This window comes from Lentzea sp. NPDC102401 (assembly GCF_044765805.1).
Classification (GTDB): Bacteria; Actinomycetota; Actinomycetes; order Mycobacteriales; family Pseudonocardiaceae; genus Lentzea; species Lentzea sokolovensis.
Genome location: NZ_JBIWKS010000002.1, coordinates 680970 through 704671 on the forward strand (window position 1 = coordinate 680970; position 23702 = coordinate 704671).

At 69.2% G+C, this 23702-nt stretch carries 23 protein-coding genes; 19 read left to right on the forward strand and 4 right to left on the reverse strand.

Annotated elements, in window-relative coordinates; all coding sequences use genetic code 11:
• Window positions 1–22 precede the first annotated feature (22 nt).
• From efp to ACIRG5_RS08660, 3 genes are all read left to right on the forward strand, one after another.
• Window positions 23–592 carry an elongation factor P gene (gene efp, locus ACIRG5_RS08650; protein ID WP_360032741.1) on the forward strand — a complete coding sequence of 190 codons (570 nt, stop codon included), beginning with the start codon at window positions 23–25 and terminating at the stop codon, window positions 590–592.
• Window positions 592–1011, forward strand: a complete 420-nt coding sequence (gene nusB / locus ACIRG5_RS08655) for a transcription antitermination factor NusB (RefSeq protein WP_330277422.1) — start codon at window positions 592–594, stop codon at window positions 1009–1011. Before efp ends, nusB begins: the two co-directional genes overlap by 1 nt.
• Window positions 1012–1106: 95 nt before the next feature.
• Window positions 1107–1643 (forward strand): hypothetical protein, encoded by a 537-nt coding sequence (locus ACIRG5_RS08660; RefSeq protein ID WP_402902179.1) that lies wholly within the window; start codon window positions 1107–1109, stop codon window positions 1641–1643.
• Here the strand turns inward: ACIRG5_RS08660 and ACIRG5_RS08665 are convergent.
• Both ACIRG5_RS08665 and ACIRG5_RS08670 read right to left on the reverse strand, forming a co-directional pair.
• Complete coding sequence (locus ACIRG5_RS08665; RefSeq protein ID WP_402902182.1) at window positions 1640–2281, reverse strand: HD family hydrolase; 642 nt, start codon at window positions 2279–2281, stop codon at window positions 1640–1642. The two genes, ACIRG5_RS08660 and ACIRG5_RS08665, sit on opposite strands and share 4 nt — an antisense overlap.
• 12 nt (window positions 2282–2293) lie before the next feature.
• Window positions 2294–2998, reverse strand: a complete 705-nt coding sequence (locus ACIRG5_RS08670) for an SDR family oxidoreductase (RefSeq protein WP_402902185.1) — start codon at window positions 2996–2998, stop codon at window positions 2294–2296.
• A gap of 87 nt (window positions 2999–3085) precedes the next feature.
• Between ACIRG5_RS08670 and ACIRG5_RS08675 the strand changes: the two genes are divergently transcribed.
• Window positions 3086–3895, forward strand: a complete 810-nt coding sequence (locus ACIRG5_RS08675) for a sigma-70 family RNA polymerase sigma factor (protein WP_402902187.1) — start codon at window positions 3086–3088, stop codon at window positions 3893–3895.
• 83 nt (window positions 3896–3978) lie between these two features.
• A complete protein-coding gene (locus ACIRG5_RS08680) occupies window positions 3979–4704 on the forward strand; it encodes an RNA polymerase subunit sigma-70 (protein ID WP_402902189.1) in 726 nt (241 codons plus the stop codon).
• An 81-nt stretch (window positions 4705–4785) separates the two neighbouring features.
• Here the strand turns inward: ACIRG5_RS08680 and ACIRG5_RS08685 are convergent, their stop codons facing one another.
• The gene (locus tag ACIRG5_RS08685; RefSeq protein ID WP_030471611.1) at window positions 4786–5274 is read right to left on the reverse strand and encodes a transcriptional regulator; all 489 of its coding nucleotides are present in this window, start codon (window positions 5272–5274) and stop codon (window positions 4786–4788) included.
• 257 nt (window positions 5275–5531) lie between these two features.
• Here ACIRG5_RS08685 and pyrR point away from each other — a divergent pair, with 257 nt between their 5' ends.
• The 13 genes from pyrR to ACIRG5_RS08750 all read left to right on the forward strand — a co-directional run bounded on the left by pyrR (window position 5532) and on the right by ACIRG5_RS08750 (window position 21163).
• A complete protein-coding gene (gene pyrR / locus ACIRG5_RS08690) occupies window positions 5532–6104 on the forward strand; it encodes a bifunctional pyr operon transcriptional regulator/uracil phosphoribosyltransferase PyrR (RefSeq protein ID WP_030481810.1) in 573 nt (190 codons plus the stop codon).
• On the forward strand, window positions 6101–7033 hold the full coding sequence (locus tag ACIRG5_RS08695) for an aspartate carbamoyltransferase catalytic subunit (protein ID WP_382411871.1): 933 nt from the start codon (window positions 6101–6103) through the stop codon (window positions 7031–7033). Before pyrR ends, ACIRG5_RS08695 begins: the two co-directional genes overlap by 4 nt.
• The gene (locus ACIRG5_RS08700; RefSeq protein ID WP_402902195.1) at window positions 7030–8310 is read left to right on the forward strand and encodes a dihydroorotase; all 1281 of its coding nucleotides are present in this window, start codon (window positions 7030–7032) and stop codon (window positions 8308–8310) included. The genes ACIRG5_RS08695 and ACIRG5_RS08700 overlap by 4 nt, the downstream gene beginning before the upstream one ends.
• Window positions 8307–8813, forward strand: coding sequence for a transporter (locus tag ACIRG5_RS08705; RefSeq protein WP_402902198.1), 507 nt, complete (start codon window positions 8307–8309; stop codon window positions 8811–8813). Before ACIRG5_RS08700 ends, ACIRG5_RS08705 begins: the two co-directional genes overlap by 4 nt.
• A complete protein-coding gene (carA, locus tag ACIRG5_RS08710; RefSeq protein ID WP_402902201.1) occupies window positions 8762–9922 on the forward strand; it encodes a glutamine-hydrolyzing carbamoyl-phosphate synthase small subunit in 1161 nt (386 codons plus the stop codon). Before ACIRG5_RS08705 ends, carA begins: the two co-directional genes overlap by 52 nt.
• Window positions 9922–13224, forward strand: a complete 3303-nt coding sequence (carB, locus tag ACIRG5_RS08715; RefSeq protein ID WP_402902204.1) for a carbamoyl-phosphate synthase large subunit — start codon at window positions 9922–9924, stop codon at window positions 13222–13224. The genes carA and carB overlap by 1 nt, the downstream gene beginning before the upstream one ends.
• The gene (pyrF, locus tag ACIRG5_RS08720) at window positions 13221–14033 is read left to right on the forward strand and encodes an orotidine-5'-phosphate decarboxylase (RefSeq protein ID WP_402902207.1); all 813 of its coding nucleotides are present in this window, start codon (window positions 13221–13223) and stop codon (window positions 14031–14033) included. Before carB ends, pyrF begins: the two co-directional genes overlap by 4 nt.
• A 292-nt stretch (window positions 14034–14325) precedes the next feature.
• A complete protein-coding gene (mihF, locus tag ACIRG5_RS08725) occupies window positions 14326–14643 on the forward strand; it encodes an integration host factor, actinobacterial type (RefSeq protein ID WP_030481817.1) in 318 nt (105 codons plus the stop codon).
• On the forward strand, window positions 14640–15236 hold the full coding sequence (gmk, locus tag ACIRG5_RS08730) for a guanylate kinase (protein ID WP_402902210.1): 597 nt from the start codon (window positions 14640–14642) through the stop codon (window positions 15234–15236). The genes mihF and gmk overlap by 4 nt, the downstream gene beginning before the upstream one ends.
• Before the next feature lie 3 nt (window positions 15237–15239).
• The gene (gene rpoZ / locus ACIRG5_RS08735; protein ID WP_045313812.1) at window positions 15240–15518 is read left to right on the forward strand and encodes a DNA-directed RNA polymerase subunit omega; all 279 of its coding nucleotides are present in this window, start codon (window positions 15240–15242) and stop codon (window positions 15516–15518) included.
• A 217-nt stretch (window positions 15519–15735) separates the two neighbouring features.
• Window positions 15736–16944 carry a bifunctional phosphopantothenoylcysteine decarboxylase/phosphopantothenate--cysteine ligase CoaBC gene (coaBC, locus tag ACIRG5_RS08740; RefSeq protein WP_402903105.1) on the forward strand — a complete coding sequence of 403 codons (1209 nt, stop codon included), beginning with the start codon at window positions 15736–15738 and terminating at the stop codon, window positions 16942–16944.
• A gap of 37 nt (window positions 16945–16981) precedes the next feature.
• A complete protein-coding gene (gene metK, locus ACIRG5_RS08745; RefSeq protein ID WP_402902213.1) occupies window positions 16982–18184 on the forward strand; it encodes a methionine adenosyltransferase in 1203 nt (400 codons plus the stop codon).
• 105 nt (window positions 18185–18289) lie between these two features.
• A complete protein-coding gene (locus tag ACIRG5_RS08750) occupies window positions 18290–21163 on the forward strand; it encodes a hypothetical protein (protein WP_402902216.1) in 2874 nt (957 codons plus the stop codon).
• Here ACIRG5_RS08750 and ACIRG5_RS08755 read toward each other — a convergent pair.
• Window positions 21150–21635, reverse strand: a complete 486-nt coding sequence (locus ACIRG5_RS08755) for a calcium-binding protein (RefSeq protein ID WP_402902219.1) — start codon at window positions 21633–21635, stop codon at window positions 21150–21152. The genes ACIRG5_RS08750 and ACIRG5_RS08755 overlap by 14 nt on opposite strands.
• Before the next feature lie 113 nt (window positions 21636–21748).
• Here ACIRG5_RS08755 and ACIRG5_RS08760 point away from each other — a divergent pair, with 113 nt between their 5' ends.
• The gene (locus ACIRG5_RS08760) at window positions 21749–23695 is read left to right on the forward strand and encodes a phosphocholine-specific phospholipase C (protein ID WP_402902222.1); all 1947 of its coding nucleotides are present in this window, start codon (window positions 21749–21751) and stop codon (window positions 23693–23695) included.
• The last annotated feature ends 7 nt before the right edge of the window (window positions 23696–23702 follow it).

Genomic DNA, 23702 nt, shown 5'->3' on the forward strand with positions numbered 1-23702 from the left:
CCTACACAGGAGAAATCCCACCGTGGCCACCACGAACGACCTGAAGAACGGCCTGGTGCTGAACCTCGACGGCCAGCTCTGGACCGTCACCGCGTTCCAGCACGTCAAGCCCGGCAAGGGTGGCGCCTTCGTGCGCACGACCCTCAAGCACGTGCTGACCGGGAAGGTCGTCGACAAGACCTTCAACGCGGGCACCAAGGTCGAGACCGCCACCGTGGACAAGCGCGGCATGACCTTCCTGTACAAGGAAGGCACCGACTTCATCTTCATGGACGGCGACACCTACGACCAGATCCCGGTCTCGGCCGAGACGGTCAGCGACGCCGCGAACTACCTGCTGGAGAACCAGGAGGCGATGGTCGCCACGCACGAGGGCGTCCCGCTGTTCGTCGAGCTCCCGACGTCGGTCGAGCTCATCATCGAGCACACCGACCCCGGCCTGCAGGGCGACCGCTCCACCGGTGGCACCAAGCCCGCCCGCCTGGAGACCGGCGCCGAGATCCAGGTCCCGCTGTTCGTCACGACCGGCGAGAAGATCAAGGTCGACACCCGCGACGGCCGCTACCTCGGCCGCATCAGCGACAAGTCCTGATGGGTGCTCGGAGCAAGGCCCGCAAGCGCGCGGTCGACTTCCTCTACGAAGCCGACCTGCTGGGCAGCGACGCGGTGACGTTGCTGGCCTCGCGCGTCGGGTCTCCCGACGTGCCGCCGGTGAACGACTACACGGTGACGCTCGTCGAGGGCGTCACCGCACACCGGTCGCGCATCGACGACCTCATCTCGGAGCACGCCGAGGGCTGGACCCTGCAGCGCATGCCGGCGGTCGACCGCGCGATCCTGCGCCTCGGCCTGTACGAGCTGCTGTGGGCGACCGACGTGCCGGACGCGGTCGCGATCGACGAGGCCGTGGAGCTCGCCAAGGGCCTGTCCACGGACGACTCGCCGCGGTTCGTGAACGGTGTGCTCGGCCGGATCGCGGTCATCGCGGACCAGTTGCGCGCGGTTCTGTAAGTACTGCCACCTCGGGGGTCACATCAACGATGTTGATGTGACCCCCGAGGTTTTGGCATTGGACGTCATACGAGCGCTGCCCCAGGCTTCAGGTCATGAACCTGCAGACCTTCCTCGGCGACGTGGCGTCGATCGTGGCCGCCTCCGACGACGAGCACGAGATCACCAAACGGGTCGCGGACCGACTGTCCGCGTTGCTGGACAGCGGGTATCGCCTCCCGCCCGAACTCACCCGCCCGTCGCCCGACCACCACGTCAACTACCCGCTGCACCTCGCAACCGGCTGGTGCGTCGCCGTCGTCGTGTGGGCGCCGGGTCAGCGCACGCCCGTGCACGGCCATGAGACGTGGGGCGTCGTCGGCATCTACTCCGGCGCCGAACGCGAGATCCGCTACGCCAAGCCCACCGGACCAGGCCCCCTGGTCGAGCTGGGCGAACAGGTCTTCCGGCGCGGCGAGGTCACCGTGTGCTGCACGACCGACGACGATGTTCACTCGGTCGTGGCCGAATCCGACGAACCGACCATCGGCATCCACGTCTACGGCGCCGACATCGGCACCGTCGAACGCCGCCGCTACGACCCGGCGACCGGCGAGGTGCAGTGGTTCGCCGGCGGCTGGCACACCCCTTAGGACCGGGCCCAGCCGCGCCGCTCGCCCTCGTTGATCAGCTCCAGCGCCGCTTCCCAGAGCTTCGTCGAGCCCTCGCCGATCACGGCCTTGCGCGCACGCACGTCCTCCGCGGTCACGCCGGGCGTCCGCCAGGTGCCGCCCTTCGCCATCCAGTTGAGCAGCAACGGTTGCAGCCGGTCCATGGCCTTCGCGAACCGCGCCTCGGGCGTCGACCGCGCCTCGAACTCGTCCCACAACGCCCTCAGCGCGCGGCCCGAGTCCTCGGGCAGGATGCCGAACAGCCGGTCGGCGGCGGCCTCCTCGCGTTCCTGCTGGCTCTCGCCCAGTTCGGTGTCGTAGATCGGCGTGTCACCCGCGTAGATCTCGACCAGGTCATGCACGACCACGAGCTTCATCGTGTGGCCGACGTCGATCGGTTCGTCGGCGTACTCGGCGAGAGTCAGCACCATCAGCGCGAGGTGCCACGAGTGCTCCGCGTCGTTCTCCCGCCGGTCCACCGCCGCCAGAGGGGAGGCGCGCAGCACGGTCTTGAGCCGGTCGACCTCGATCAGGAACGTGAGGTGCTCGCGCAGCGGTGAGTCCACACCGGACGGCAGCGGGTTCTGATCGGCGAGAAGTCCTGCGTCGGAAGGGGTCACGTTGCCGGGATTCTACCGATCGGCCAGGAACTCCTCCCACGTCCGGGCGCCGTGGTCGCCGTCCAGCGTCAGGTTCTGCCCGGCCCGGTAGGCCTTCCCGGCCTTGCCCGGCAGCGGCATCGGCACGGTGAGGCGGCACTTGCCCGTGGCCGACAGGTAGTCCCGCACGAGCTGCCCCATCTCGTAGACCGCGGGTCCGGCGATGTCCGTGACGCGTCCGGCGGGCGAACCGAGCGCCAGCTCGACGATGCGCGCGGCCACGTCGCGAGCGTCGACCGGCTGCAGCCGCATGCCCGGCACCGGCACGATCGGCAGCTTCACCAGGCCTCGCACCATGGTCAGCGTCAGGTCGTGGAACTGGGCCGCGCGCAGGATCGTGAACGGGATTCCCGAGTCCGCGATCGCCTGCTCGCAGGCGAGTTTCGTGCGCAGCCACGCCAGCGGCACGGTGTCCGCGCCGATCACCGAGATGTAGACGAGGTGACGGACGCCGGCGCACGCCGCGAGCAGGTTGCGGGTCGCCACGTCGTCGCCCTTCTGCCCACCGGCCAGGTGCACCACGACGTCGGCGTCGATCTGCGGGACGTCACCGGCGAGCAGGTCGCAGGCGATGTCCCCGTGCCTGCTCAGGGTCACGACGTCCGCGCCGGTGTCGCGCAGCGACGCGACCACGTGCCTGCCGAGGGTGCCGGTGCCGCCTGTCACGAGGATCTTCATGATTACTCTCCCGAATGAGTCGTTGCCCGGTCGACCCGGCAGCGCTCGGGAACGTGACAGGGTGTGTGCCAGGCCACAGGGGAAGTCGTGATCGCGCAGTTCGAGCAGGAGCGCACGAGGTTGCGCGCCATCGCCCACCGCATGCTCGGGTCGTTCGCCGAGGCCGACGACGCGCTGCAGGACGCCTGGCTCCGCGTCGAGCGCGCCGACACGAGCGAGATCGACAACCCGGCCGCGTGGCTCACGACCGTCGTCGGGCGGGTCTGCCTGAACATGCTGCGCGACCGGCGGGAGCACGCGTTCGAGATGCCCGATCCCGTGATCGAGACGGGGGAGGAGCCCGAGCAGCAGGCCGTCGCGAAGGACCAGGTCGGGCTCGCGATGCTGATCGTGCTGGACTCGCTCAAGCCCGACGAGCGGCTGGCGTTCGTGCTGCACGACCTGTTCGCCGTGCCGTTCGACGACATCGCGCCGTTGATCGACAAGACCCCGGCCACGGCGCGTCAGCTCGCGAGCAGGGCCCGCAAGCGCGTGCAGGACCGGCCGCAGCCGAACGTCGCCCTGCCTCAGCAGCGCGAGGTGGTGCGGGCGTTCCTCAGGGCGTCACGGGAAGGCGATCTGGAAGGCCTGGTCGCGGTGCTGCACCCGGACGCCGTGTTGCGCGCGGGCGACCTGCGGATCGTCGGCGGGCGGACGGTCGCGGGCCGTGCGAGCCTGTTCCGGAAGTACGCCTCGATGGCGGCCGTCGAGTTCGCGGTCGTCGGCGATGAGATCGGCTTCGTCACGAGGGTGGACGGCGTGCCGTTCTCGATCATGGCGTTCACGGTGCGCGACGACCGGATCGTCGCGATCCACGTGATCCAGGACCAGAAGCAGCTCGCCGCGCTTGTTCCGTGAGCGATACCACTGCTGTCACTGGTCACGTCGAACGCCCGCCAGGTGTCCAGTGGAACTGGGCGCTCGAGTGAAGGGGACCAACGATGATCGGGGAGTTGGACCAGGGGGACGGACTCGCCTACCGGATGCTCGGTCGGTTCGCCGAAGCGGCGGACGCGGTGAGAGAGGCGCGACGCAAGATCGAGAAGTCCGGTGAGCCGGGCTGGCTGGGCACGGTCGTCGCACGGGTGAGCCTCACGATGCTGCGCGTGCGCGCCAAGAACGGCTTCGAGATGCCGGACCCGGTCGTGAGCACGGGACCGAACCACGAACCCGGCCTCGGCGTGCTGACCGCACTCGACGCGCTGACCCCCGACGAACGCGTCGCGTACGTCCTGCACGACATGTTCCAGGAGCCGTTCGAGCAGGTGGCGCCGCTGATCGGCCGCACACCGCTCGGTGCGCTGCAGGTGGAGGCACGGGCGCGCAAACGGGTGGCGGGCAGACCGGTGTCCGATGTGGACCTGGCAGGGCAGCGCGAGGTCGTCGACGCGTTCATGGCGGGCAAGGACGTGCTGGACGCGGACGTGACGCTGCGCTCGGAGGAGATCTGGCTGCGGGGCGCCGGCATGGTCGCGCCCAAGATCGCGGCGATGCGGGCGGCGCCGTGCATGGACCCCGCGGTCGTCGGTGGCGAGGCCGGACTGGTGTCGACAGTGGACGGTCAGCCGGTCGCACTGGTGGCGTTCACGGTGCGCGAGCGGAAGATCGCGGCGATCCACGCGATCACCGACCGGGAGCACGTCCGGCGGCTGTTCTCACCCGAATGACCTGAAGAACGCACATGGCTCCCTCGAACGTCCTCAGGGCGACAAGCAGGACGTCGGGGAGCCATGAACGGCGTGTGAAGCTCAGTCTTCCTTCGCGGGACGGGCCTCGGGAGGCAGCACGCCCCAGTCGATGAGCTGCTCGGTGAGCTCGCCCGGCGTCATGTCGTAGATGATCGCGAGCGAACGCAGGTCCTCGGTGCGGATGGAGAGCACCTTGCCGTTGTAGTCACCGCGCTGCGACTGGATGGTCGCCGCGTAGCGGGCCAGCGGACCGACCTTCTCGACCGGCAGCTGCTGCAGCCGTTCGAGGTTGATCACGATCTTGGTGGCCGGCTCGGCACCGGAGGGCACGCGGCCCTCGGGCAGGAGCTCAGCGACGGGAACGCCGTAGAAGTCGGCCAGCTCGGCCAGCTTCTGCACGGTCACCGCGCGGTCACCGCGTTCGTAGGAGCCGACGACCACGGCCTTCCAGCGACCGCCGGACTTCTGCTCGACGCCGTGCAGGGACAGACCCTGCTGCTGGCGGATAGCGCGGAGCTTGGCCCCCAGCGCCTTGGCGTAGTCGCCCATGTGGCGGTTCTCCGTTCATTCGCCCCGTCAGCTGTACCGGCGTGCTGCGGGGAGGCTTCGATCGATACGCAGAGTAATGATTACTCGCCGTGGTCGGCAGGTCAAGCTGATCTCAAGGAGAGACGCGCGCCACGCCTGGCCTACCACTCGGATGGTTGACCGTCCGTAGGTGATACCGTGCAGGTCAGCCTAGTTGTCACTAGGTGTCCGACGTCCTTTAAGGACCCGTCCAGTGAGGCGGGGAAGGAGGTCCAGCCGTGGCGTCACGTCAACGTGGCGCGACGGATCCGGCCGGGGATCGCGAGATTCTCTCGGCCGGTGACGTCGCGCGCACTGTCGCCCGAATGGCCCATCAGATCATCGAGAAGACCGCACTCGATGCACCCAGCGCACCCGACGTCGTCTTGATGGGTATTCCCAGCCGGGGAGCCCCCCTCGCACGACGTCTAGCCGCTAAGATCGCCGAATTTTCCGGCCGGACGGTGCACGAGGGCACGCTCGACATCACCCTCTACCGCGACGACCTGCGCAGAGGCCCCACGCGGCCGCTGGAGGCCACGAAGCTGCCCGAGGGCGGCATCGACGACAGGCTGGTCGTTCTCGTGGACGACGTGCTGTTCTCCGGCCGCACGATCCGCTCCGCCCTCGACGCGCTGCGCGACCACGGCCGGCCCCGTGCCGTCCAGCTCGCCGTGCTCGTCGACCGCGGCCACCGCGAACTGCCGATCCGGGCGGACTACGTGGGCAAGAACCTGCCGACGTCCAAGACCGAGGACGTCGTCGTGATGCTGGAAGAGTTCGACGGCCGCGACGGAGTGGTGCTGAAGTGAAGCACCTGCTCTCCACCGACGGCCTCGACCGCGACCAGGCGATCGCGATCCTCGACACCGCGGACCGGCTGAAGCAGGCGCTGCTCGGCCGCGAGGTCCGCAAGCTGCCGACGCTGCGCGGCCGCACGGTGATCACGATGTTCTACGAGAACAGCACGCGCACGCGGGTGTCGTTCGAGATCGCCGGCAAGTGGATGTCCGCGGACGTGATCAACGTCAGCAGCTCTGGTTCCAGCGTCAGCAAGGGCGAGTCGCTGCGCGACACCGCGCTGACCCTGCAGGCCGCGGGCGCCGACTGCGTGATCGTGCGCCACCCGGCGTCCGGTGCCGCGCACCGCCTCGCGGGCTGGCTCAAGCACACCAGCACCTCTGTGGTGAACGCCGGCGACGGCATGCACGAGCACCCCACGCAGGCGTTGCTCGACGCCGCCACGCTGCGCGACCGCCTGGGCAGCCTCGACGGCCGCCGCGTCGCGATCGTCGGTGACGTCCTGCACAGCCGCGTCGCCCGGTCGAACGTGCACCTGCTGACCACGCTCGGTGCCGAGGTCACGCTGGTCGCCCCGCCGACCCTGCTGCCCACCGGCGTCGAGAAGTGGCCGGTCACGGTCTCGCACGAGATCGACTCCGAGCTCGCCTCGCAGGACGCGGTGATGTTGCTGCGCGTGCAGGCCGAGCGGATGACCGGCGGGTTCTTCCCGAGCTCGCGCGAGTACTCGATCGCGTACGGGCTCAACGAGCGCCGCCTGAAGCTCCTTCCAGAACACGCCGTAGTGCTGCACCCCGGCCCGATGCTGCGCGGCATGGAGATCGCCTCCGTCGTCGCCGACAGCCCGCAGGCCGCGATCACCGAGCAGGTCCGCAACGGTGTCCACGTGCGCATGGCCGTGCTGTACCACCTGCTTGCCCACGAGGAGGAAACCGCGTGAACCCCTTGCTTCTCAAGGGAGTACGGCCCTACGGCGAGGGTGAACCGATCGACCTGCTGATCCGCGACGGCGTGATCGCAGAAGGCACGGACGAGAACGCCGAAGTCATCGAAGGCAACGGGGCGGTTCTGCTGCCCGGTTTCGTCGACCTGCACACCCACCTGCGTGAGCCGGGCCGCGAGGACACCGAGACCATCGAGACCGGCTCCAAGGCCGCCGCACTCGGTGGCTACACGGCCGTTTTCGCGATGGCCAACACGGATCCGGTCGCCGACAACGCCGTCATCGTCGAGCACGTCGCCCGCCGCGGCCAGGAGGTCGGCCTGGTCGACGTCCACCCGGTCGGCGCCGTCACCGTCGGCCTCAAGGGCGAGAAGCTCGCCGAGCTCGGCACGATGGCGAAGTCCAAGGCGAACGTCCGCGTCTTCTCCGACGACGGCCATTGCGTGCACGACCCGCTGATCATGCGCCGGGCCCTCGAGTACTCGAAGTCGCTCAACGCCGTGATCGCCCAGCACGCCGAGGAACCGCGCCTCACGGTCGGTGCCCAGGCGCACGAGGGCGAGAACGCGTCGCGCCTCGGTCTGCAGGGCTGGCCGGCGGCGGCCGAGGAGTCGATCGTCGCCCGCGACTGCATCCTCGCGAAGCAGGTCGACGCGAGGCTGCACGTCTGCCACGTCAGCACCACCGGCACGGCGGACGTCCTGAAGTGGGCCAAGGCCCGCGGCACCAAGGTGTCCGCCGAGGTCACCCCGCACCACCTGATCCTGACCGACGACCGGCTCAGCACCTACGACCCGGTCAACAAGGTCAACCCGCCGCTGCGCACCCAGTCCGACGTGGACGCGTTGCGGCAGGCGCTCGCGGACGGCACGATCGACTGCGTCGCCACGGACCACGCCCCGCACGCGATCCAGGACAAGGACTGCGAGTGGTCGGCGGCCCGTCCGGGCATGCTCGGCCTGCAGACCGCGCTCGGCATCGTCGTCGAGACGATGGTGCGGACCGGCCTGCTGGACTGGCGCGGCGTCGCGCGGGTGATGAGCGAGAAGCCCGCCGAGATCGCCGGCCTGACCGACCAGGGCCGCCCGATCGCGGTCGGCGAGCCCGCGAACCTCGTGCTGGTCGACCCGGACGCGTCTTGGACGGTGAACGGCGCACAGCTCGCGAGCATCGCGGGCAACACCCCGTTCGAGGGCATGGAACTGCCTGCCGCGGTGACGGCCACCATCTTGCGTGGCCGGGTGACCGCACTGGCGGGGAGGATTGCGGAATGACGCGCATTCTCCTTTCCCTGGCGGTTTTCGTCTTCTTCGCCCTGTGCGTCTACGGCATGTGGCACGGCTGGAGGCGACGCCAGCGCGCGCAGGCCGACCTCCCCGCGTTCCCCTCGACCCCGGCCGCCCTGGGCACGCCGACGCTCACGACCACGGGCGTCTACATCGGAACGACGAACGCGGGCAACTGGCAGGACCGCGTCCAGGTCGGGGACATCGGCTTCCGCGCGGAGGCCGCGCTGAGCCTGGTTCCGGAGGGCGTCGCCATCGAACGCGTCGGCGCGTCACCGATCTTCATCCCCGCCGGGTCCATCCGGGACGCCCGCACGGACCGCGGCCTGGCCGGGAAGGTCATGTTCAGCGAAGAGGGCCTGCTGGTGGTCCAGTGGGAGAACGAAGGCCACCTCTTCGACACCGGATTCCGCGGTGACGACAAGGACGTTTACGACGAATGGGTCGCGGCTCTGAGCCAGAACCCGATCAACACGGAGGGCAAGGCGTGACGAACGCGGCATTGGTGCTGGAAGACGGACGTGTCTTCCGCGGTGAGGCGTACGGAGCGACCGGCGTCTCGCTCGGCGAGGTCGTGTTCTCCACGGCCATGACCGGGTACCAGGAAACCCTGACCGACCCCTCCTACCACCGCCAGATCGTGGTGCAGACCGCGCCGCAGATCGGCAACACCGGCTGGAACGACGAGGACGACGAGTCCTCGAGGATCTGGGTCGCCGGCTACGTGGTCCGCGACCCGGCGCGCACGCCGTCGAACTGGCGCTCCCGGCGCGGCCTCGACGAGGAACTGACGAACCAGGGCGTGGTCGGCATCGCGGGCCTCGACACCCGCACCCTGACCCGCCACATCCGCGAGCGGGGCGCGATGCGCGCCGGGGTGTTCTCGGGTTCCGGGCTCACCGACGACGCGTCGATGGTCGAGCAGGTCAAGGCCTCGGCGGAGATGGTGGGCGCGAACCTCGCGGTCGACGTCACCACGTCGAAGCCGTACGTGGTGGAAGCCATCGGTGAGAAGAAGTTCACCGTCGCGGCGCTCGACCTGGGCATCAAGTCGAACACCCCGCGGATGATGGCGGCGCGCGGCATCGAGGTGCACGTGCTGCCGCTCACCAGCTCGTTCGAGGACATCCTCAAGGTCGGCCCCGACGGCCTGTTCCTCTCGAACGGTCCTGGCGACCCCGCCACGCAGGATCACGCGATCGCGCTGACGAAGGAGGCGCTGGGTCGCAAGCTGCCGCTGTTCGGCATCTGCTTCGGCAACCAGATCCTCGGCCGCGCGGTCGGCCGCGGGACGTACAAGATGCGCTACGGCCACCGCGGCATCAACATCCCGGTCATCGACGTGACCACCGGCAAGGTCGCCATCACCTCGCAGAACCACGGGTTCGCGCTGGAGGGCACGCCCGGTGAGGAGTTCTCCTCGGAGTTCGGCCGCGCCGTGCTGTCGCACTACTGCCCGAACGACGGCACCGTCGAGGGTGTCCGGCTGCTCGACGCGCCGGCGTTCTCCGTGCAGTACCACCCCGAGGCCGCGGCGGGCCCGCACGACGCCGCGCCCCTGTTCGACGACTTCGTGACGCTGATGAATGAGGCCCGCTGATGCCGAAGAGGACTGATCTCAAGCACATCCTGGTCATCGGCTCCGGTCCGATCGTCATCGGTCAGGCCTGCGAGTTCGACTACTCCGGCACCCAGGCGTGCCGGGTGCTGCGCGAAGAGGGCATCCGGGTCAGCCTGGTGAACTCCAACCCGGCGACGATCATGACGGACCCCGAGTTCGCGGACGCCACCTACATCGAGCCGATCACGGCCGAGTTCGTGGAGAAGGTCATCGCGCAGGAGCGCCCGGACGCGATCCTGGCGACGCTGGGCGGCCAGACGGCGCTCAACACCGCCATCGCGCTGCACGAGCGCGGTGTGCTGGAGAAGTACAACGTCGAGCTGATCGGCGCGGACATCGACGCCATCCAGCGCGGTGAGGACCGGCAGATCTTCAAGGACCTGGTGCGGGGCATCGGTTCCGAGGTCCCGCGCTCCGCCGTCTGCAAGTCGATGGACGAGGTGCGCAAGACCGTCGCCGACCTCGGCCTGCCGGTCGTCATCCGCCCGTCGTTCACCATGGGCGGCCTGGGTTCCGGCATGGCGTACACGCCAGAGGAGCTGGAGCGGCTCGCGGCGATCGGCCTGGAGGAGTCCCCGGTCACCGAGGTGCTCATCGAGGAGAGCGTGCTCGGGTGGAAGGAGTACGAGCTCGAGCTGATGCGCGACCGCAACGACAACGTCGTCGTCATCTGCTCGATCGAGAACATCGACCCGATGGGCGTCCACACGGGTGACTCGGTGACGGTCGCGCCCGCGATGACGCTGACCGACCGCGAGTACCAGCACATGCGCGACGTCGGCATCCAGGTCATCCGCGAGGTCGGCGTCGACACCGGTGGCTGCAACATCCAGTTCGCGATCCACCCGGACACCGGCCGCATGGTCGTCATCGAGATGAACCCGCGGGTGTCGCGGTCCTCCGCGCTGGCGTCCAAGGCGACGGGCTTCCCGATCGCCAAGATCGCCGCGAAGCTCGCCATCGGCTACACGCTCGACGAGATCACCAACGACATCACGGGGGAGACCCCGGCGTCGTTCGAGCCGTCGCTCGACTACGTGGTCGTGAAGGCGCCGCGGTTCGCGTTCGAGAAGTTCCCCGGCGCTGACCCGACGCTGACGACCACGATGAAGTCGGTCGGCGAGGCCATGTCGATCGGCCGGAACTTCGTGGAGGCACTGGGTAAGGCGCTGCGTTCGCTGGAAACGAAATCGGTCGGTTTCTGGACCCAGCCGGACCCGGAGGGCACTACTCTGGAGTCCACTCTGAAGCAGTTGGAGCGCGGCCACGACGGGCGCCTCTACACGGTCGAGCGTGCTCTTCGGCTCGGCGCGTCCATTGAGGACGTGTACAACGCGTCGAAGATCGACCCGTGGTTCATCGAGCAGATCGCGTGGCTCGGCACGTTGCGGCAGGAGCTGCTGGACGCTCCTGTCCTCGACGAACCGTTGCTGCGCAAGGCGAAGCGCGCTGGACTCTCCGACCGGCAGATCGCGGTGCTGCGGTCCGAGCTGGCCGGTGAGGACGGCGTGCGCACGTTGCGGCACCGCCTGGGCGTGCGGCCGGTCTACAAGACGGTCGACACGTGCGCGGCGGAGTTCAAGTCCGAGACGCCGTACCACTACTCCGCGTACGAGCTCGACCCCCAGGCCGAGACCGAGGTCGCGGAGCAGCGCGAGAAGCCCAAGGTGCTGATCCTCGGCTCCGGGCCGAACCGCATCGGCCAGGGCATCGAGTTCGACTACTCGTGCGTGCACGCGGCGATGGCGTTGCGGGCGGCCGGGTACGAGACCGTGATGGTCAACTGCAACCCGGAGACGGTGTCGACGGACTACGACACGTCGGACCGCCTGTACTTCGAGCCGCTGACGTTCGAGGACGTGCTGGAGGTCGTGCACTCCGAGCAGCGCTCCGGCACCGTCGCGGGCGTGATCGTCCAGCTCGGCGGCCAGACGCCGCTGGGCCTGGCGCAGCGCCTGTCCGACGCCGGTGTGCCCGTCGTCGGCACGACGCCCGAGGCGATCCACCTCGCCGAGGACCGCGGCCAGTTCGGCAAGGTGCTGAACGAGGCCGGCCTGCCCGCGCCGAAGTTCGGCACGGCCACGTCCTTCAGCGAGGCCAAGGAGATCGCGGACGAGATCGGCTACCCGGTCCTCGTGCGCCCCTCCTACGTGCTCGGCGGTCGCGGCATGGAGATCGTGTACGACGAGGAGTCGCTGTCGGGCTACATCGCCCGCGCGACCGAGGTGACGCCCGAGCACCCGGTGCTGGTCGACCGGTTCCTCGACGACGCCATCGAGATCGACGTCGACGCGCTGTGCGACGGCGAGGAGGTGTTCATCGGCGGCGTGATGGAGCACATCGAGGAAGCCGGTGTGCACTCCGGCGACTCGTCGTGCGCGCTGCCGCCCATCACCCTCGGCGCCTCCGACATCGAGAACGTCCGCCGCTCCACCGAGGCCATCGCCAAGGGCATCGGCGTGAAGGGGCTCCTGAACGTCCAGTACGCGCTCAAGGACGACGTGCTGTACGTCCTGGAGGCAAACCCGCGTGCGTCGCGCACGGTGCCGTTCGTGTCCAAGGCGACGGCGGTGTCGATGGCCAAGGCCGCGTCCCGCGTGATGCTCGGCGCCACGATCGCGGAACTGCGCGTGGAGGGCATCCTGCCGGCCACCGGTGACGGAGCCCGGCTGCCCGAGCACGCGCCGGTCGCGGTGAAGGAGGCGGTCATGCAGTTCCACCGCTTCCGCACGCCCGAGGGCCACGGCGTGGACTCGTTGCTGGGCCCGGAGATGAAGTCCACCGGCGAGGTCATGGGCATCGACTCGTCGTTCGGCAAGGCGTTCGCGAAGTCGCAGACGGCCTCGTACGGCTCGCTGCCGACGTCGGGCAAGGTGTTCGTGTCGTTCGCGAACCGCGACAAGCGCGCGATGATCTTCCCGGTCAAGCGCCTGGCCGACCTCGGGTTCCAGATCCTCGCGACGTCCGGCACCGCGGAGGTGCTGAAGCGCAACGGGATCGCGTGCACCGAGGTGCGCAAGCACTTCGAGGGCGAGGGCAACGTCGTCGACATGATCCTGGCCGGCGAGATCGACATGATCTTCAACACGCCGTACGGCAACAGCGGCCCGCGCATCGACGGCTACGAGATCCGGACCGCCGCCGTGGCGAAGGACATCCCTTGTGTGACCACGATCCAGGGCGCCGCCGCGGCCGTGCACGGCATCGAGGCGCTCATCCAGGGGGACATCGGCGTCCAGCCGCTGCAGGCCCTCCAGGCCGCTCTGCGGGGTGACAAGTGACCTTCGGCGACAAGCTCGCGAAAGCCGTTGAGGCGTACGGACCTCTGTGCGTCGGGATCGACCCGCACCCGAGCCTGCTGGAGGCGTGGGGCCTGTCCCCGACCGCCGAGGGCCTCGAACGGTTCGCCCTGACGGCCGTGGAGGCGTTCGGCGGCAAGGTGGCGATGGTGAAGCCGCAGGCGGCGTTCTTCGAGGCCTACGGGTCGCGTGGGGTCGCCGTGCTGGAGCGGGTGATCGCGGAGCTGCGCGGCTCGGGCACGCTGGTGCTCGTGGACGCCAAGCGTGGCGACATCGGCTCGACGATGGCCGCCTACGCCCAGGCGTACCTGGGCGACGGCTCGCCGCTCGCCGGTGACGCCGTCACGGTCTCTCCGTTCCTGGGCTTCGGGTCGCTGCAGCCCGCGCTCGACACGGCGCGGGCGACGGGCAGGGGCGTGTTCGTGCTCGCCCTCACCTCGAACCCCGAAGGCGCGCAGGTCCAGCGGTCGGTTGCGCCGGACGGGCGAACCGTGGCGCAGACGATCATCGATTTCGCCACCGCTCGGAATTCAGGCATTTCCCCGTGCGGCGATGTTGGTCTCGTCGTGGGTGCCACGATCGGGGAAACGGATGTAGACCTCTCCGGGTTCAACGGACCGATCCTGGCGCCCGGTTTCGGCGCTCAGGGCGGCTCCGTGGCCGATCTAAAACGGCTCTTCGGACCCGACATGCGCAACGTCTTTCCGACTTCTTCACGAGATGTTCTCAAGCACGGCCCGGACGTGTCGTCGCTGGTCAGCGCGGTGCAGAGGGTCCAGCGGAGCCTCTGAGGAGGGGCGCGCCACGCCTTTTGGGGTGTGGCGCGCTCACCAGGGCAAACATGTGTTGGTAGGGTCCACGCCACCGGCTGCCCCGCTGGTCACCGGCCTCATAGCACACCTAGAGTGGGCGATGAGTTGCCGGAGGGCGGTGATCAGGCCGCCGGAGGGTTTGGTACTACTACCACCCGCCGCAATCATGACCGCTGAAGATTTACCTGACTGGGTCACGTTGTACTCAGGCAATTGCGGTCGGTACGGTCGCGGCACCGATCCGAAAAGAATCCACACCACGGAGGAAATCGTGGCTCTTCCCCAGCTTACCGAGGAGCAGCGGGCCGCAGCGCTGGAGAAGGCTGCTGCCGCTCGTCGCGTTCGGGCTGAGCTCAAGGAGCGCCTCAAGCGTGGCGGCACGACCCTGACGGACGTGCTGAAGTCCGCCGAGAGCGATGAGATCCTTGGCAAGATGAAGGTGTCCGCGCTGCTTGAGGCCCTGCCGGGTGTCGGCAAGGTGCGTGCTCAGCAGATCATGGAGCGCCTCGAGATCGCTCCCAGCCGTCGCCTGCGCGGTCTTGGTGACCGTCAGCGCAAGGCCCTGCTCTCCGAGTTCAGCGGAGAGTGATTGGCAGCGAGGCGGGAACGGGTGCTGCCCGTTCCCGCCTCACCGTCTTGTCCGGGCCGTCCGGCGTTGGCAAGTCCAGCGTTCTGACGGAGCTGCGCAGTCAGCAACCCGATATCTACTTTTCCGTCTCGGTGACCACCAGGAAGCCGAGGCCGGGCGAGGTCGACGGAGTGCACTACCACTTCGTGGACCACGAGAAGTTCCAGCAGATGGTCGAGGCGGGCGAGTTCCTGGAACACGCCGAGTTCGCCGGAAACCACTACGGAACCCCTCGCAGGCCCGTCGAAGAAGCTTTGGCCGCGGGCCGCCCCGCGCTCCTGGAGATCGAACTGCAGGGCGCGCGGCAGGTCCGCGTGGCCATGCCGGACGCCCAGCTGGTCATGCTGGCGCCCCCGTCCTGGGAGCACCTGATCGACCGGTTGACCGGCAGAGGCACCGAACACCCGGACGTCGTCGAACGCCGGCTCGCCATCGCCCGTGAGGAGTTGGCGGCCGAAAAGGAGTTCGACGAGGTCGTCGTGAACGCCGACGTGAAGTCGGCTGCGTCCGATTTGCTATCCTTGATGGTCGGACCACGAATTTCAGGAGATTGACGAGTGATCACCCACACCGAGCTCGGTCACCTGACCGGTTCTCCGGAGGGCATCACCAACCCGCCGATCGACGACCTGCTTGAGCAGGTGAGCTCGAAGTACGCGTTGGTGATCTACGCCGCGAAGCGTGCCCGCCAGATCAACGACTACTACGCGCAGCTCGGCGAGGGCCTGCTCGAGTACGTCGGCCCGCTCGTCGAGCCGGGCCCGCGTGAGAAGCCCCTCTCGATTGCTCTTCGCGAGATCCACGCGGGTCTGCTTGAGCACACCGAGGGCGAGTGACCGATTCGGGGTGAGGTCTGTCTGCGGAAAGCGCAGACCAAGCTCATCGGTCAGTGTCTTGTGGGGGCCGAGCCCCCACACCCCACGCCGGGGGCGAGCCCCCGGACCCCCAGCGGGGTTCCTCGGCTCGTGAGGACGTGACCTTCGCTGGTCCAGTCTCACGGGAGAAGGCTTGAATTCCGCTGCATCTGACGCTGGTGCCCCTGTTCGCCCCAAGATCGTTCTTGGGGTTGGCGGGGGCATCGCCGCGTACAAGGCCTGTGAGGTTTTGCGGCGGTTGACCGAATCCGGTCACTCCGTGCGGGTCATCCCCACCGAGGGCGCGCTGAAGTTCGTGGGAGCCGCCACTTTCGAGGCGCTGTCCGGTCAGGTGGTGTCGGCGGACCCGTTCGACGACGTGCACGAGGTGCCGCACGTCAAACTCGGGCAGAACGCCGACCTCGTCGTGGTCGCCCCGGCGACGGCGAACCTGATCGCGAAGGCCGCGCACGGCCTCGCGGACGATCTTCTGACGAACACCCTGCTGACCGCGCGCTGCCCGGTCCTGCTGGTGCCGGCGATGCACACCGAGATGTGGGAGCACCCCGCCACCCAGCACAACGTGCACCTGCTGCGCAGCCGTGGCGTGATCGTCGCCGAACCCGCGTCCGGCCGCCTCACCGGCAAGGACACCGGCAAGGGCCGCCTGCCCGACCCCGCCGAGATCGTCGAACTGGCCCGGCTGCTGCTGGTGCGCCGAGACGCCCTCGCGAGGACACTCGAAGGCGTGCACGTCGCGATTTCCGCCGGTGGCACGCGAGAACCACTCGATCCGGTCCGGTTCATCGGCAACCGCTCGTCCGGCAAGCAGGGCTATGCACTCGCACGGGTGGCCGCGCAACGCGGTGCCCGAGTGACATTGGTCGCGGGCAACACCGCGGACCTGGCCACGCCGGCCGGTGTCGACCTGGTCCGGGTGGGCTCGGCGATGGAGCTGCGCGACGCCATGCACAAGGTGTCGGCGGACGCGGAGGTGGTTGTGATGGCCGCCGCGGTGGCCGACTTCCGGCCGTTGTCGCTCACCGGGCACAAGATCAAGAAGACCGACGGCGACCCCGATCCGATCGCGCTGACGAAGAACCCCGACATCCTCGTGGAGCTCGTTTCCGCACGTAGGACGGGCCAGCTGATCGTCGGGTTCGCCGCGGAGACCGGCGACGAGACGACGTCGGTGCTCGACTACGGACGGGCGAAGCTGCGGCGCAAGGGCTGCGACCTCCTGGTGCTGAACGCGGTCGGCGACGGCAAGGCGTTCGAGCAGGACGACAACGCCGGCTGGCTGCTGTCCCCGGACGGCGCCGAGACGCCTATACCGCACGGCCCCAAAACACAAGTGGCGTCCGCGGTGTGGGACGCGGTTACCGTTCGCTTGACTGATTCTCAGTAGAATTTTTCCCTGTGAGCCCCTCGAACAAGGAGTGTCCGTGAGCCAGCACAGCAGCAGGCTGTTCACCAGTGAGTCGGTGACCGAGGGACACCCCGACAAGATCTGTGACGCGATCAGTGACTCGATCCTGGACGCGTTGCTGGCCAAGGACCCGCGCTCGCGCGTCGCCGTGGAGACGATGGTCACCACCGGCCAGGTCCACGTCGCGGGTGAGGTCACCACCGAGGCGTACGCGGACATCCCCACGATCGTCCGCGAGAAGATCCTGGAGATCGGCTACGACTCGTCCGCGAAGGGCTTCGACGGCCACTCGTGCGGCGTGAACGTGGCGATCGGCGCGCAGTCCCCGGACATCGCGCAGGGCGTCGACACGGCGTTCGAGAACCGCGTCGAGGGTGCCGACGACGAGATCGACAAGCAGGGCGCCGGCGACCAGGGCCTGATGTTCGGCTACGCGTGCACCGACACGCCCGAGCTCATGCCGCTGCCGATCGCGCTGGCCCACCGCCTGTCCCGCCGCCTGACCGCGGTCCGCAAGGACGGCACCGTGCCGTACCTGCGCCCGGACGGCAAGACCCAGGTCACCATCGAGTACGCGGGCGACCAGCCCGTGCGCCTCGACACCGTCGTCATCTCCACCCAGCACGCCGACGGCATCGACCTGGAGAAGCTCCTCGGCGTCGACCTGCGCGAACACGTCGTGGCCCCCGAGATCGCCGAACTGGGCCTCGACACCTCCAGCGTCCGGCTGCTCACCAACCCGACCGGCCGCTTCGTCATCGGCGGCCCGATGGGTGACGCCGGTCTCACCGGCCGCAAGATCATCGTCGACACCTATGGCGGCATGGCCCGTCACGGCGGTGGCGCCTTCTCCGGCAAGGACCCGTCGAAGGTCGACCGTTCCGCGGCGTACGCGATGCGCTGGGTCGCCAAGAACACCGTCGCGGCCGGCCTCGCCACCCGCGTCGAGGTCCAGGTCGCCTACGCCATCGGCAAGGCCGCCCCGGTCGGCCTGTTCGTCGAGACCTTCGGCACCGAGACCGTGGACCCGTCCAAGATCCAGCAGGCCATCTCGGAGGTCTTCGACCTCCGTCCGGCCGCGATCATCCGCGACCTCGACCTGCTCCGCCCGATCTACGCCCCGACCGCCGCGTACGGCCACTTCGGCCGCACCGACGTCGACCTGCCCTGGGAGTCGACGGACCGCGCCGAGGCCCTGCGCAACGCCGCCGGCGCCTGATCACCCAGCACGCCCGACGGCCCGCTTCCCCCAGGAGGCGGGCCGTTTCGCGTATTTCGGGTCTCTCGCGGGCCTCCGCAGTGAGTGGGGGACGACCAGACAGGCTTGCACGCGGTACCGCGCCCGCTCGACGTCGAGCTGGCCCGCCCGCGCCTGGTCGACCGCCTGAGAGGCCGCTGGTGCCGCCCGGTCACGCTGGTGACCGCCGGTGCGGGCTTCGGCAAGACCACCGCGCTGGCCCAGGCGGTCCGAGCGAATCTCCTGGAACCACGCGGCATCGACGCCTGGGTCACCTGCGGCCCCGGCCACGAGGACGCGACCCGGCTGGCCGCGGCGATCCTGGACGCCCTCGCGGCGGAACACGGATCCCAGGCCGGCGCGGCGGAGATCCTCCAGGCACTGCACCGGAAAGCTCCGCTCGACGTGTGCCTGCTGCTCGACGACGTGCACGAGGTCCCGGACGGATCGCCCGGAGCGGAGCTGCTCGCCACCCTCGCCCGCGCGCTGCCGGCCACCGCGCACCTCGTCCTGTCCGGACGTGTCGTGCCGGGACTTCCGCTGGCGCGCAGGGAGGCGGCGGGGGAGGTGGCCACGATCGAGACCGCCGACCTCGCCTTCACCGACGCCGAAACGTCCGCGCTGGCCAGGAGATTCGGCCGTGAGCTCACCGAGGACCTGCACGGCTGGCCCGCCCTGATCAGGCTGTCCCTCACCGCGGGTCCGGCCGCGTCCTGGCGCTACGCCGCCGAGGAGGTGCTGAGCCGTCTGCCCGCACCGACGCGGGACACGCTGGCAGCGCTGGTGATCCTCGGAACCGCGACCGCCGCGGAGGTCGGCACGGTGGCGGGCGTAGACGCCGACGTGGAACACCTCGTCCGGAGCGTTCCACTGGTCGACCGGCTCGACGACGGCCGCTACCGGGCTCACGACCTGTGGGCGAGCGTGCTGCCCACCGGTCACCTGCGGGCCGAAGCCGTCGAAGTGCTGGTCCGGCGTGGTGAACTGGCAGGGGCCGGACGGGTCGTGTGCCGGGCCGGCGACTGGACGCTGCTCGCGCGCCTGGCGGTCGAGCTCGTGCGGACCACGCTGTCGGTCCTGCCCAGCGCGACGGCCAGGAGATGGCTCGACGCCGTTCCGGCACACCGGCTCCAGGAGCCGGCGTTCCTGTTGCTCACCGCCGCGGTCCGGCATGCCGACGACTTCACCGACCCGGCCATCGACTGCCTCGTCGACGGGGCGTGCGCGCAGTGGCTCGACACCGGCGACCACGACGGTGCGGCGGTGGCGCTGGGACAGGCCGTGATCACCGCGCATTCCCGGGGAGACCTCACCAGACTGGTCGCCGTCGCCCAACGGGCACAACGACTCGAAGCGCGGTCACCCGTGCTGAGACTGCTCCGGCACAGCGTCGCCGCGGTGGTCGCCGAGCTCGCCGGTGACCCGGAGACCGCGCTCACCCACCTCGCCCAGGCACCCACGAGCGAGGTGCCCCAAGCGCTTGCGGTGTCCACGACGCGGTTCCACGTGCACTGCCTTGCACTGTGCGGGCGTGGCCAGGACGCGGTCGAGCTGGCCGAAAGGATGCTGACCGGCGACCTGTCCCGCCGTCACGTCGCCACAGCGCGATGGTTCGACGGTGAACCCGTTGTGTTCCAAGGAGGCAGCGAGGACGGCACCGCTCGCGACGAATTCGTGGCGCGGGCTTTTCACGCGGTCATCGCCGCGTCGTTCGGCGAGATCACCGCTGAGCTGCCGGCCGAGCAGGACAATCCGCGCGACGCGGTTCTGACGTGTGCGGCGCAGGCGGCGGCCGCCGTCACCCGCGGTGACGAGGAGCTGGCCCGCGACATCTACAAGCAGCATCTGGCCAGGTGGCCCGTGGACGTCAAGGTCGCCGAACGGCACCTGCGCCGGTTCCTGACGCTGGGCTACGTGCTCAGCGACGAACTCAGGGAACGCTGGGACAGCACCGATCTGGGCCCGTCCCACCGCAGGGCCCGAGCGGCAGGACGCGCGTTCCTGCAAGCCAGGCAAGGAGATCTCCGCACCGATCTGCCGGTCGAACACGCCCTCTGCTTCCTGCCCCTGCCGTGGTCGGCGGAACTCGCCGCCCGCCAGGCCGCGAGAGGCAGGACCGCGTTGGGCACCTGGCTGGCGGACCGCGTCGGACCGGCCGCGCACCGCCAGTTCCGTGAGCTCGCCAGAGATCCCGGCCTCGCCGCCGGTGCCCTGAAGCTCCTGGCCACCGTGCCCGCGCCACCGGATCACCCGATCGGCATCGAGGTCATCGGGCCGATGCGGGTCACGAGAAACGGCCTCACCGCACAGGTGCCGGAACTGCGCCGCGTCCGTGTCCGCCAGCTCCTCGGACTCCTCGTGGTGCGCACCGTGATCACCCGCGCCCAGGCGATCGACCTGCTGTGGCCCGACCTGGACCCCGCGAGCGCCGCGAGAAACCTGCGCGTGACGATGACCCACCTCCGGCGGCTCCTGGAGCCGGGCCGGACCGGCGGCGAGGCCAGTTACTTCCTGCGCAGCGACAGCGAGTCCCTCCGGCTCGTCCGCAGCGACCGGCTGACGGTGGATCTCTGGTCGTTCCACGAGCTGAGCGACACGGCCAGGCCGGGTGAGGCGGCCGCGTTGTGGCGAGGCGAGCCGCTCCCGGACCTGACCGACCTCTGCGAGGCGGAGATCGCCCAGATCAGGGAACGGCACGTCGGCAACCTGCTGGCGCTGGGCGAACTCCGGCTCGTCACCGGAGATCCGGCGCAGGCACGTCACCTCGCCGACCAGGCGCTGGAGCTGGAACCGTTCGAACCGCGAGGACACCGGCTGGCGCTCGCCGCCGCGTTGCGCGCACGGAATCCACAAAGGACCGAGGAGGTCCGTGCGCGCGTGCTGGACTCGTTGCGGCAGCTCGGGGTGAGACCCGACCCGGCCACGGAGATCCTGTTGCGGCAGGCGGTCACACGCAGCTGACGGTGACCTCCGTCGACGCCGGGCAGAAGTCGAAGCCGAGCTGGCCGTCGCCGCGGTCGAAGTTCGCGTCACCGGACAGCAGGTCCATGCCGTCGCCGCCGAGCATGTCGTCGTCGCCGGCCTCGCCGTAGATGGTGTCGTGCCCGTCGCCGCCCTGGACGTTGTCAGGGCCCCAGCCGGCGCAGACCAGGTCGTTGCCGTCGCCGCCGAAGATCGTGTCGTCGGCGCCGAGCCCGAGGATGATGTCGTTGTCGCCCAGCCCGAAGATGGTGTCCGGCCCGTTGCTGCCGACGATCACGTCCGGTCCCGGCCCGCCGACGATGAAGCCCGCGCCGACGATCGTGGGCACGGCGTTGTAGCAGTTCGCGGGCGTGGGTCTGTTCTGGAACTCCGGCGGCACCTCGTCGGCCTGGGCGACACCGGCGGTGCAGAGCCCGATGGCGAGCGCGGCGGCGGCAATGCGCAGTCTCATGGTCGTTTCCCCTCTTCTGTGTCTTGCCTGGGGAGAGAGTCACAACCGGCCGTTGCCCGAACGCTAACCAAAGGTTGGTTCCGCGACACCTTCCGAGGCTACAAACTCCGTTCATGTCGCTCTCTCGTCGTGGGTTCATGGCTGCCGTCGCCGCAGCCGGTGCGGGCACGCTGCTGCCGCCGTCGGTGTACGCCGCGTTGGCCCGTGAGCCTCGTACGGGAGGGTTGCGCGCGATCAAGCACGTCGTGCTGTTGATGCAGGAGAACCGTTCGTTCGACCACTACTACGGGACCCTCCGTGGTGTGCGCGGGTTCTCCGACCGCAACGCGCTGAAGGGTGTGTTCAACCAGTCGGGCGTGCTGCCGTTCCCGGTGCGTGAGGCGGCGTCCGGCCGTGACATCCAGTACATCGGTGACCTGGACCACAGCTGGAACGGCGGGCACTCGGCGTTGCGCGGCGGGTGGAACGACAACTGGGTGCCGGCGAAGACCGGGGCGACGATGGCGTTCTACACGCGCCAGGACATCCCGTTCCACTACGAGCTCGCGGACACGTTCACTCTGTGCGACGCCTACCACTGCTCGGTGCCGTCGTCGACCTCGCCGAACCGGAACTACTGGGTGTCCGGCTACACGGGCTTCGAGCCGTCGGGCGGCCGTGCGACCGGCAACGCGGCCTACAGCGAGGACACCCACACCGGGTACACGTGGAAGACGTACCCGGAACGCCTTGAGGCGGCCGGCAAGTCGTGGCGGGTGTACCAGGAGTGGGACAACTTCCAGGACAACAACCTGGAGTTCTACGCGCGGTTCAAGGAGATCGCGCGCAAGGTGCTGCCCGCCGGGTTCAAGTCGCTGGACAAGCTGTACGGGACCGGCGACCCCGCGCTGATCGGCTCGCTGGACCTCTCGAAGCTCTCCGCCGCGGAGAAGTCGCTGTACTCGCGCGGACTGCACCGGGTGAAGCCCGGCGGGCTGGGGGAGACGTTCCGCGCGGACGTCGCCGCGGGCCGGTTGCCCGCCGTGTCGTACCTGGTTCCGTCCTCTGTGGACTCGGAGCACCCCGGCGCGTCGTCGCCCGCCGCCTCCGCCTCGATCACCTACCAGGTGCTGGACGCGCTGGCGTCCAACCAGGAGGTGTGGGAGTCCACGGTCCTGTTCATCACCTACGACGAGAACGACGGCTTCTACGACCACGTGCCGCCGCCGCGCCCGCCGTTGTCCGTTGCCGACGAGTACGTGGGCGACCGGCCGTTGGGGCTGGGTGCGCGCGTGCCGATGACCGTCGTCTCGCCGTGGTCCGTCGGCGGTTACGTGAACTCGCAGGTGTTCGACCACACGTCGATGACCCAGTTCCTGGAGAAGTGGACCGGGGTTCGGTCGGAGGAGATCTCCGCGTGGCGCCGGACCGTCGCCGGTGACCTGACCTCGGCGTTCGACTTCGACCGGCGCCGGACGTGGCCGGAGGTGGGTGAGCCCGCCGCCGTGCCGCCCGCGACGCCGCGCTGGCGTCCCGCGCCTCCGTCCGACCAGAAGATGCCGGAGCAGGAAGCCGGACGGCGACGTGCGCGCGCTCTGCCGTATCAGCCCGACGCGTCGTTGCGCGGGTCGTCGCTGGAGATGTCGAACTCCGGATCGGCGTCCGTGCACTTCGCGCTGTACCCGTACTCGGGCCAGTTCGCGCTGCCGCAGCACTTCGACGTCGCGTCATCGGCATCGCTGGAGATCACGGGTGATCACGATCTCGTGTTGCTGGGGCCCAACGGCTTCCGCCGTGAGTTCGCTGGGTCTTCCTCCGACCGTGCGCGCGTCTCGTCGTCGGTGCGCGGATACAGCCGTGTGCTGACGCTGACGTTCGAGAACAGCGGATCGTCGCGGCTGACGTTCGTGCTGGGGCGGCGTCGTTACGTTGTGAGGCCAGGACATCGTCACGTCATCCCATGGCTGACGGTCATGAACTCCGGCTGGTACGACCTGACGGTGACCGTGGAGGAGGAGCCCCGGTTCCGCCGCCGTCTGTGCGGGCACATCGAGAACGGCCAGGAGTCGATCTCCGGATAACGTTGCC

Bases quoted from the DNA above. Each gene is read 5' to 3' on its own strand.
- ACIRG5_RS08670 (WP_402902185.1), bottom strand. From the start codon at position 2,998: ATGAAGATCCTCGTGACAGGCGGCACCGGCACCCTCGGCAGGCACGTG.
- ACIRG5_RS08685 (WP_030471611.1), bottom strand. From the start codon at position 5,274: ATGGGCGACTACGCCAAGGCGCTGGGGGCCAAGCTCCGCGCTATCCGC.
- nusB (WP_330277422.1), top strand. From the start codon at position 592: ATGGGTGCTCGGAGCAAGGCCCGCAAGCGCGCGGTCGACTTCCTCTAC.
- ACIRG5_RS08680 (WP_402902189.1), top strand. From the start codon at position 3,979: ATGATCGGGGAGTTGGACCAGGGGGACGGACTCGCCTACCGGATGCTC.
- ACIRG5_RS08760 (WP_402902222.1), top strand. From the start codon at position 21,749: ATGTCGCTCTCTCGTCGTGGGTTCATGGCTGCCGTCGCCGCAGCCGGT.
- ACIRG5_RS08660 (WP_402902179.1), top strand. From the start codon at position 1,107: ATGAACCTGCAGACCTTCCTCGGCGACGTGGCGTCGATCGTGGCCGCC.
- ACIRG5_RS08755 (WP_402902219.1), bottom strand. From the start codon at position 21,635: ATGAGACTGCGCATTGCCGCCGCCGCGCTCGCCATCGGGCTCTGCACC.
- carA (WP_402902201.1), top strand. From the start codon at position 8,762: ATGGGTCGCGGCTCTGAGCCAGAACCCGATCAACACGGAGGGCAAGGC.
- ACIRG5_RS08705 (WP_402902198.1), top strand. From the start codon at position 8,307: ATGACGCGCATTCTCCTTTCCCTGGCGGTTTTCGTCTTCTTCGCCCTG.
- carB (WP_402902204.1), top strand. From the start codon at position 9,922: ATGCCGAAGAGGACTGATCTCAAGCACATCCTGGTCATCGGCTCCGGT.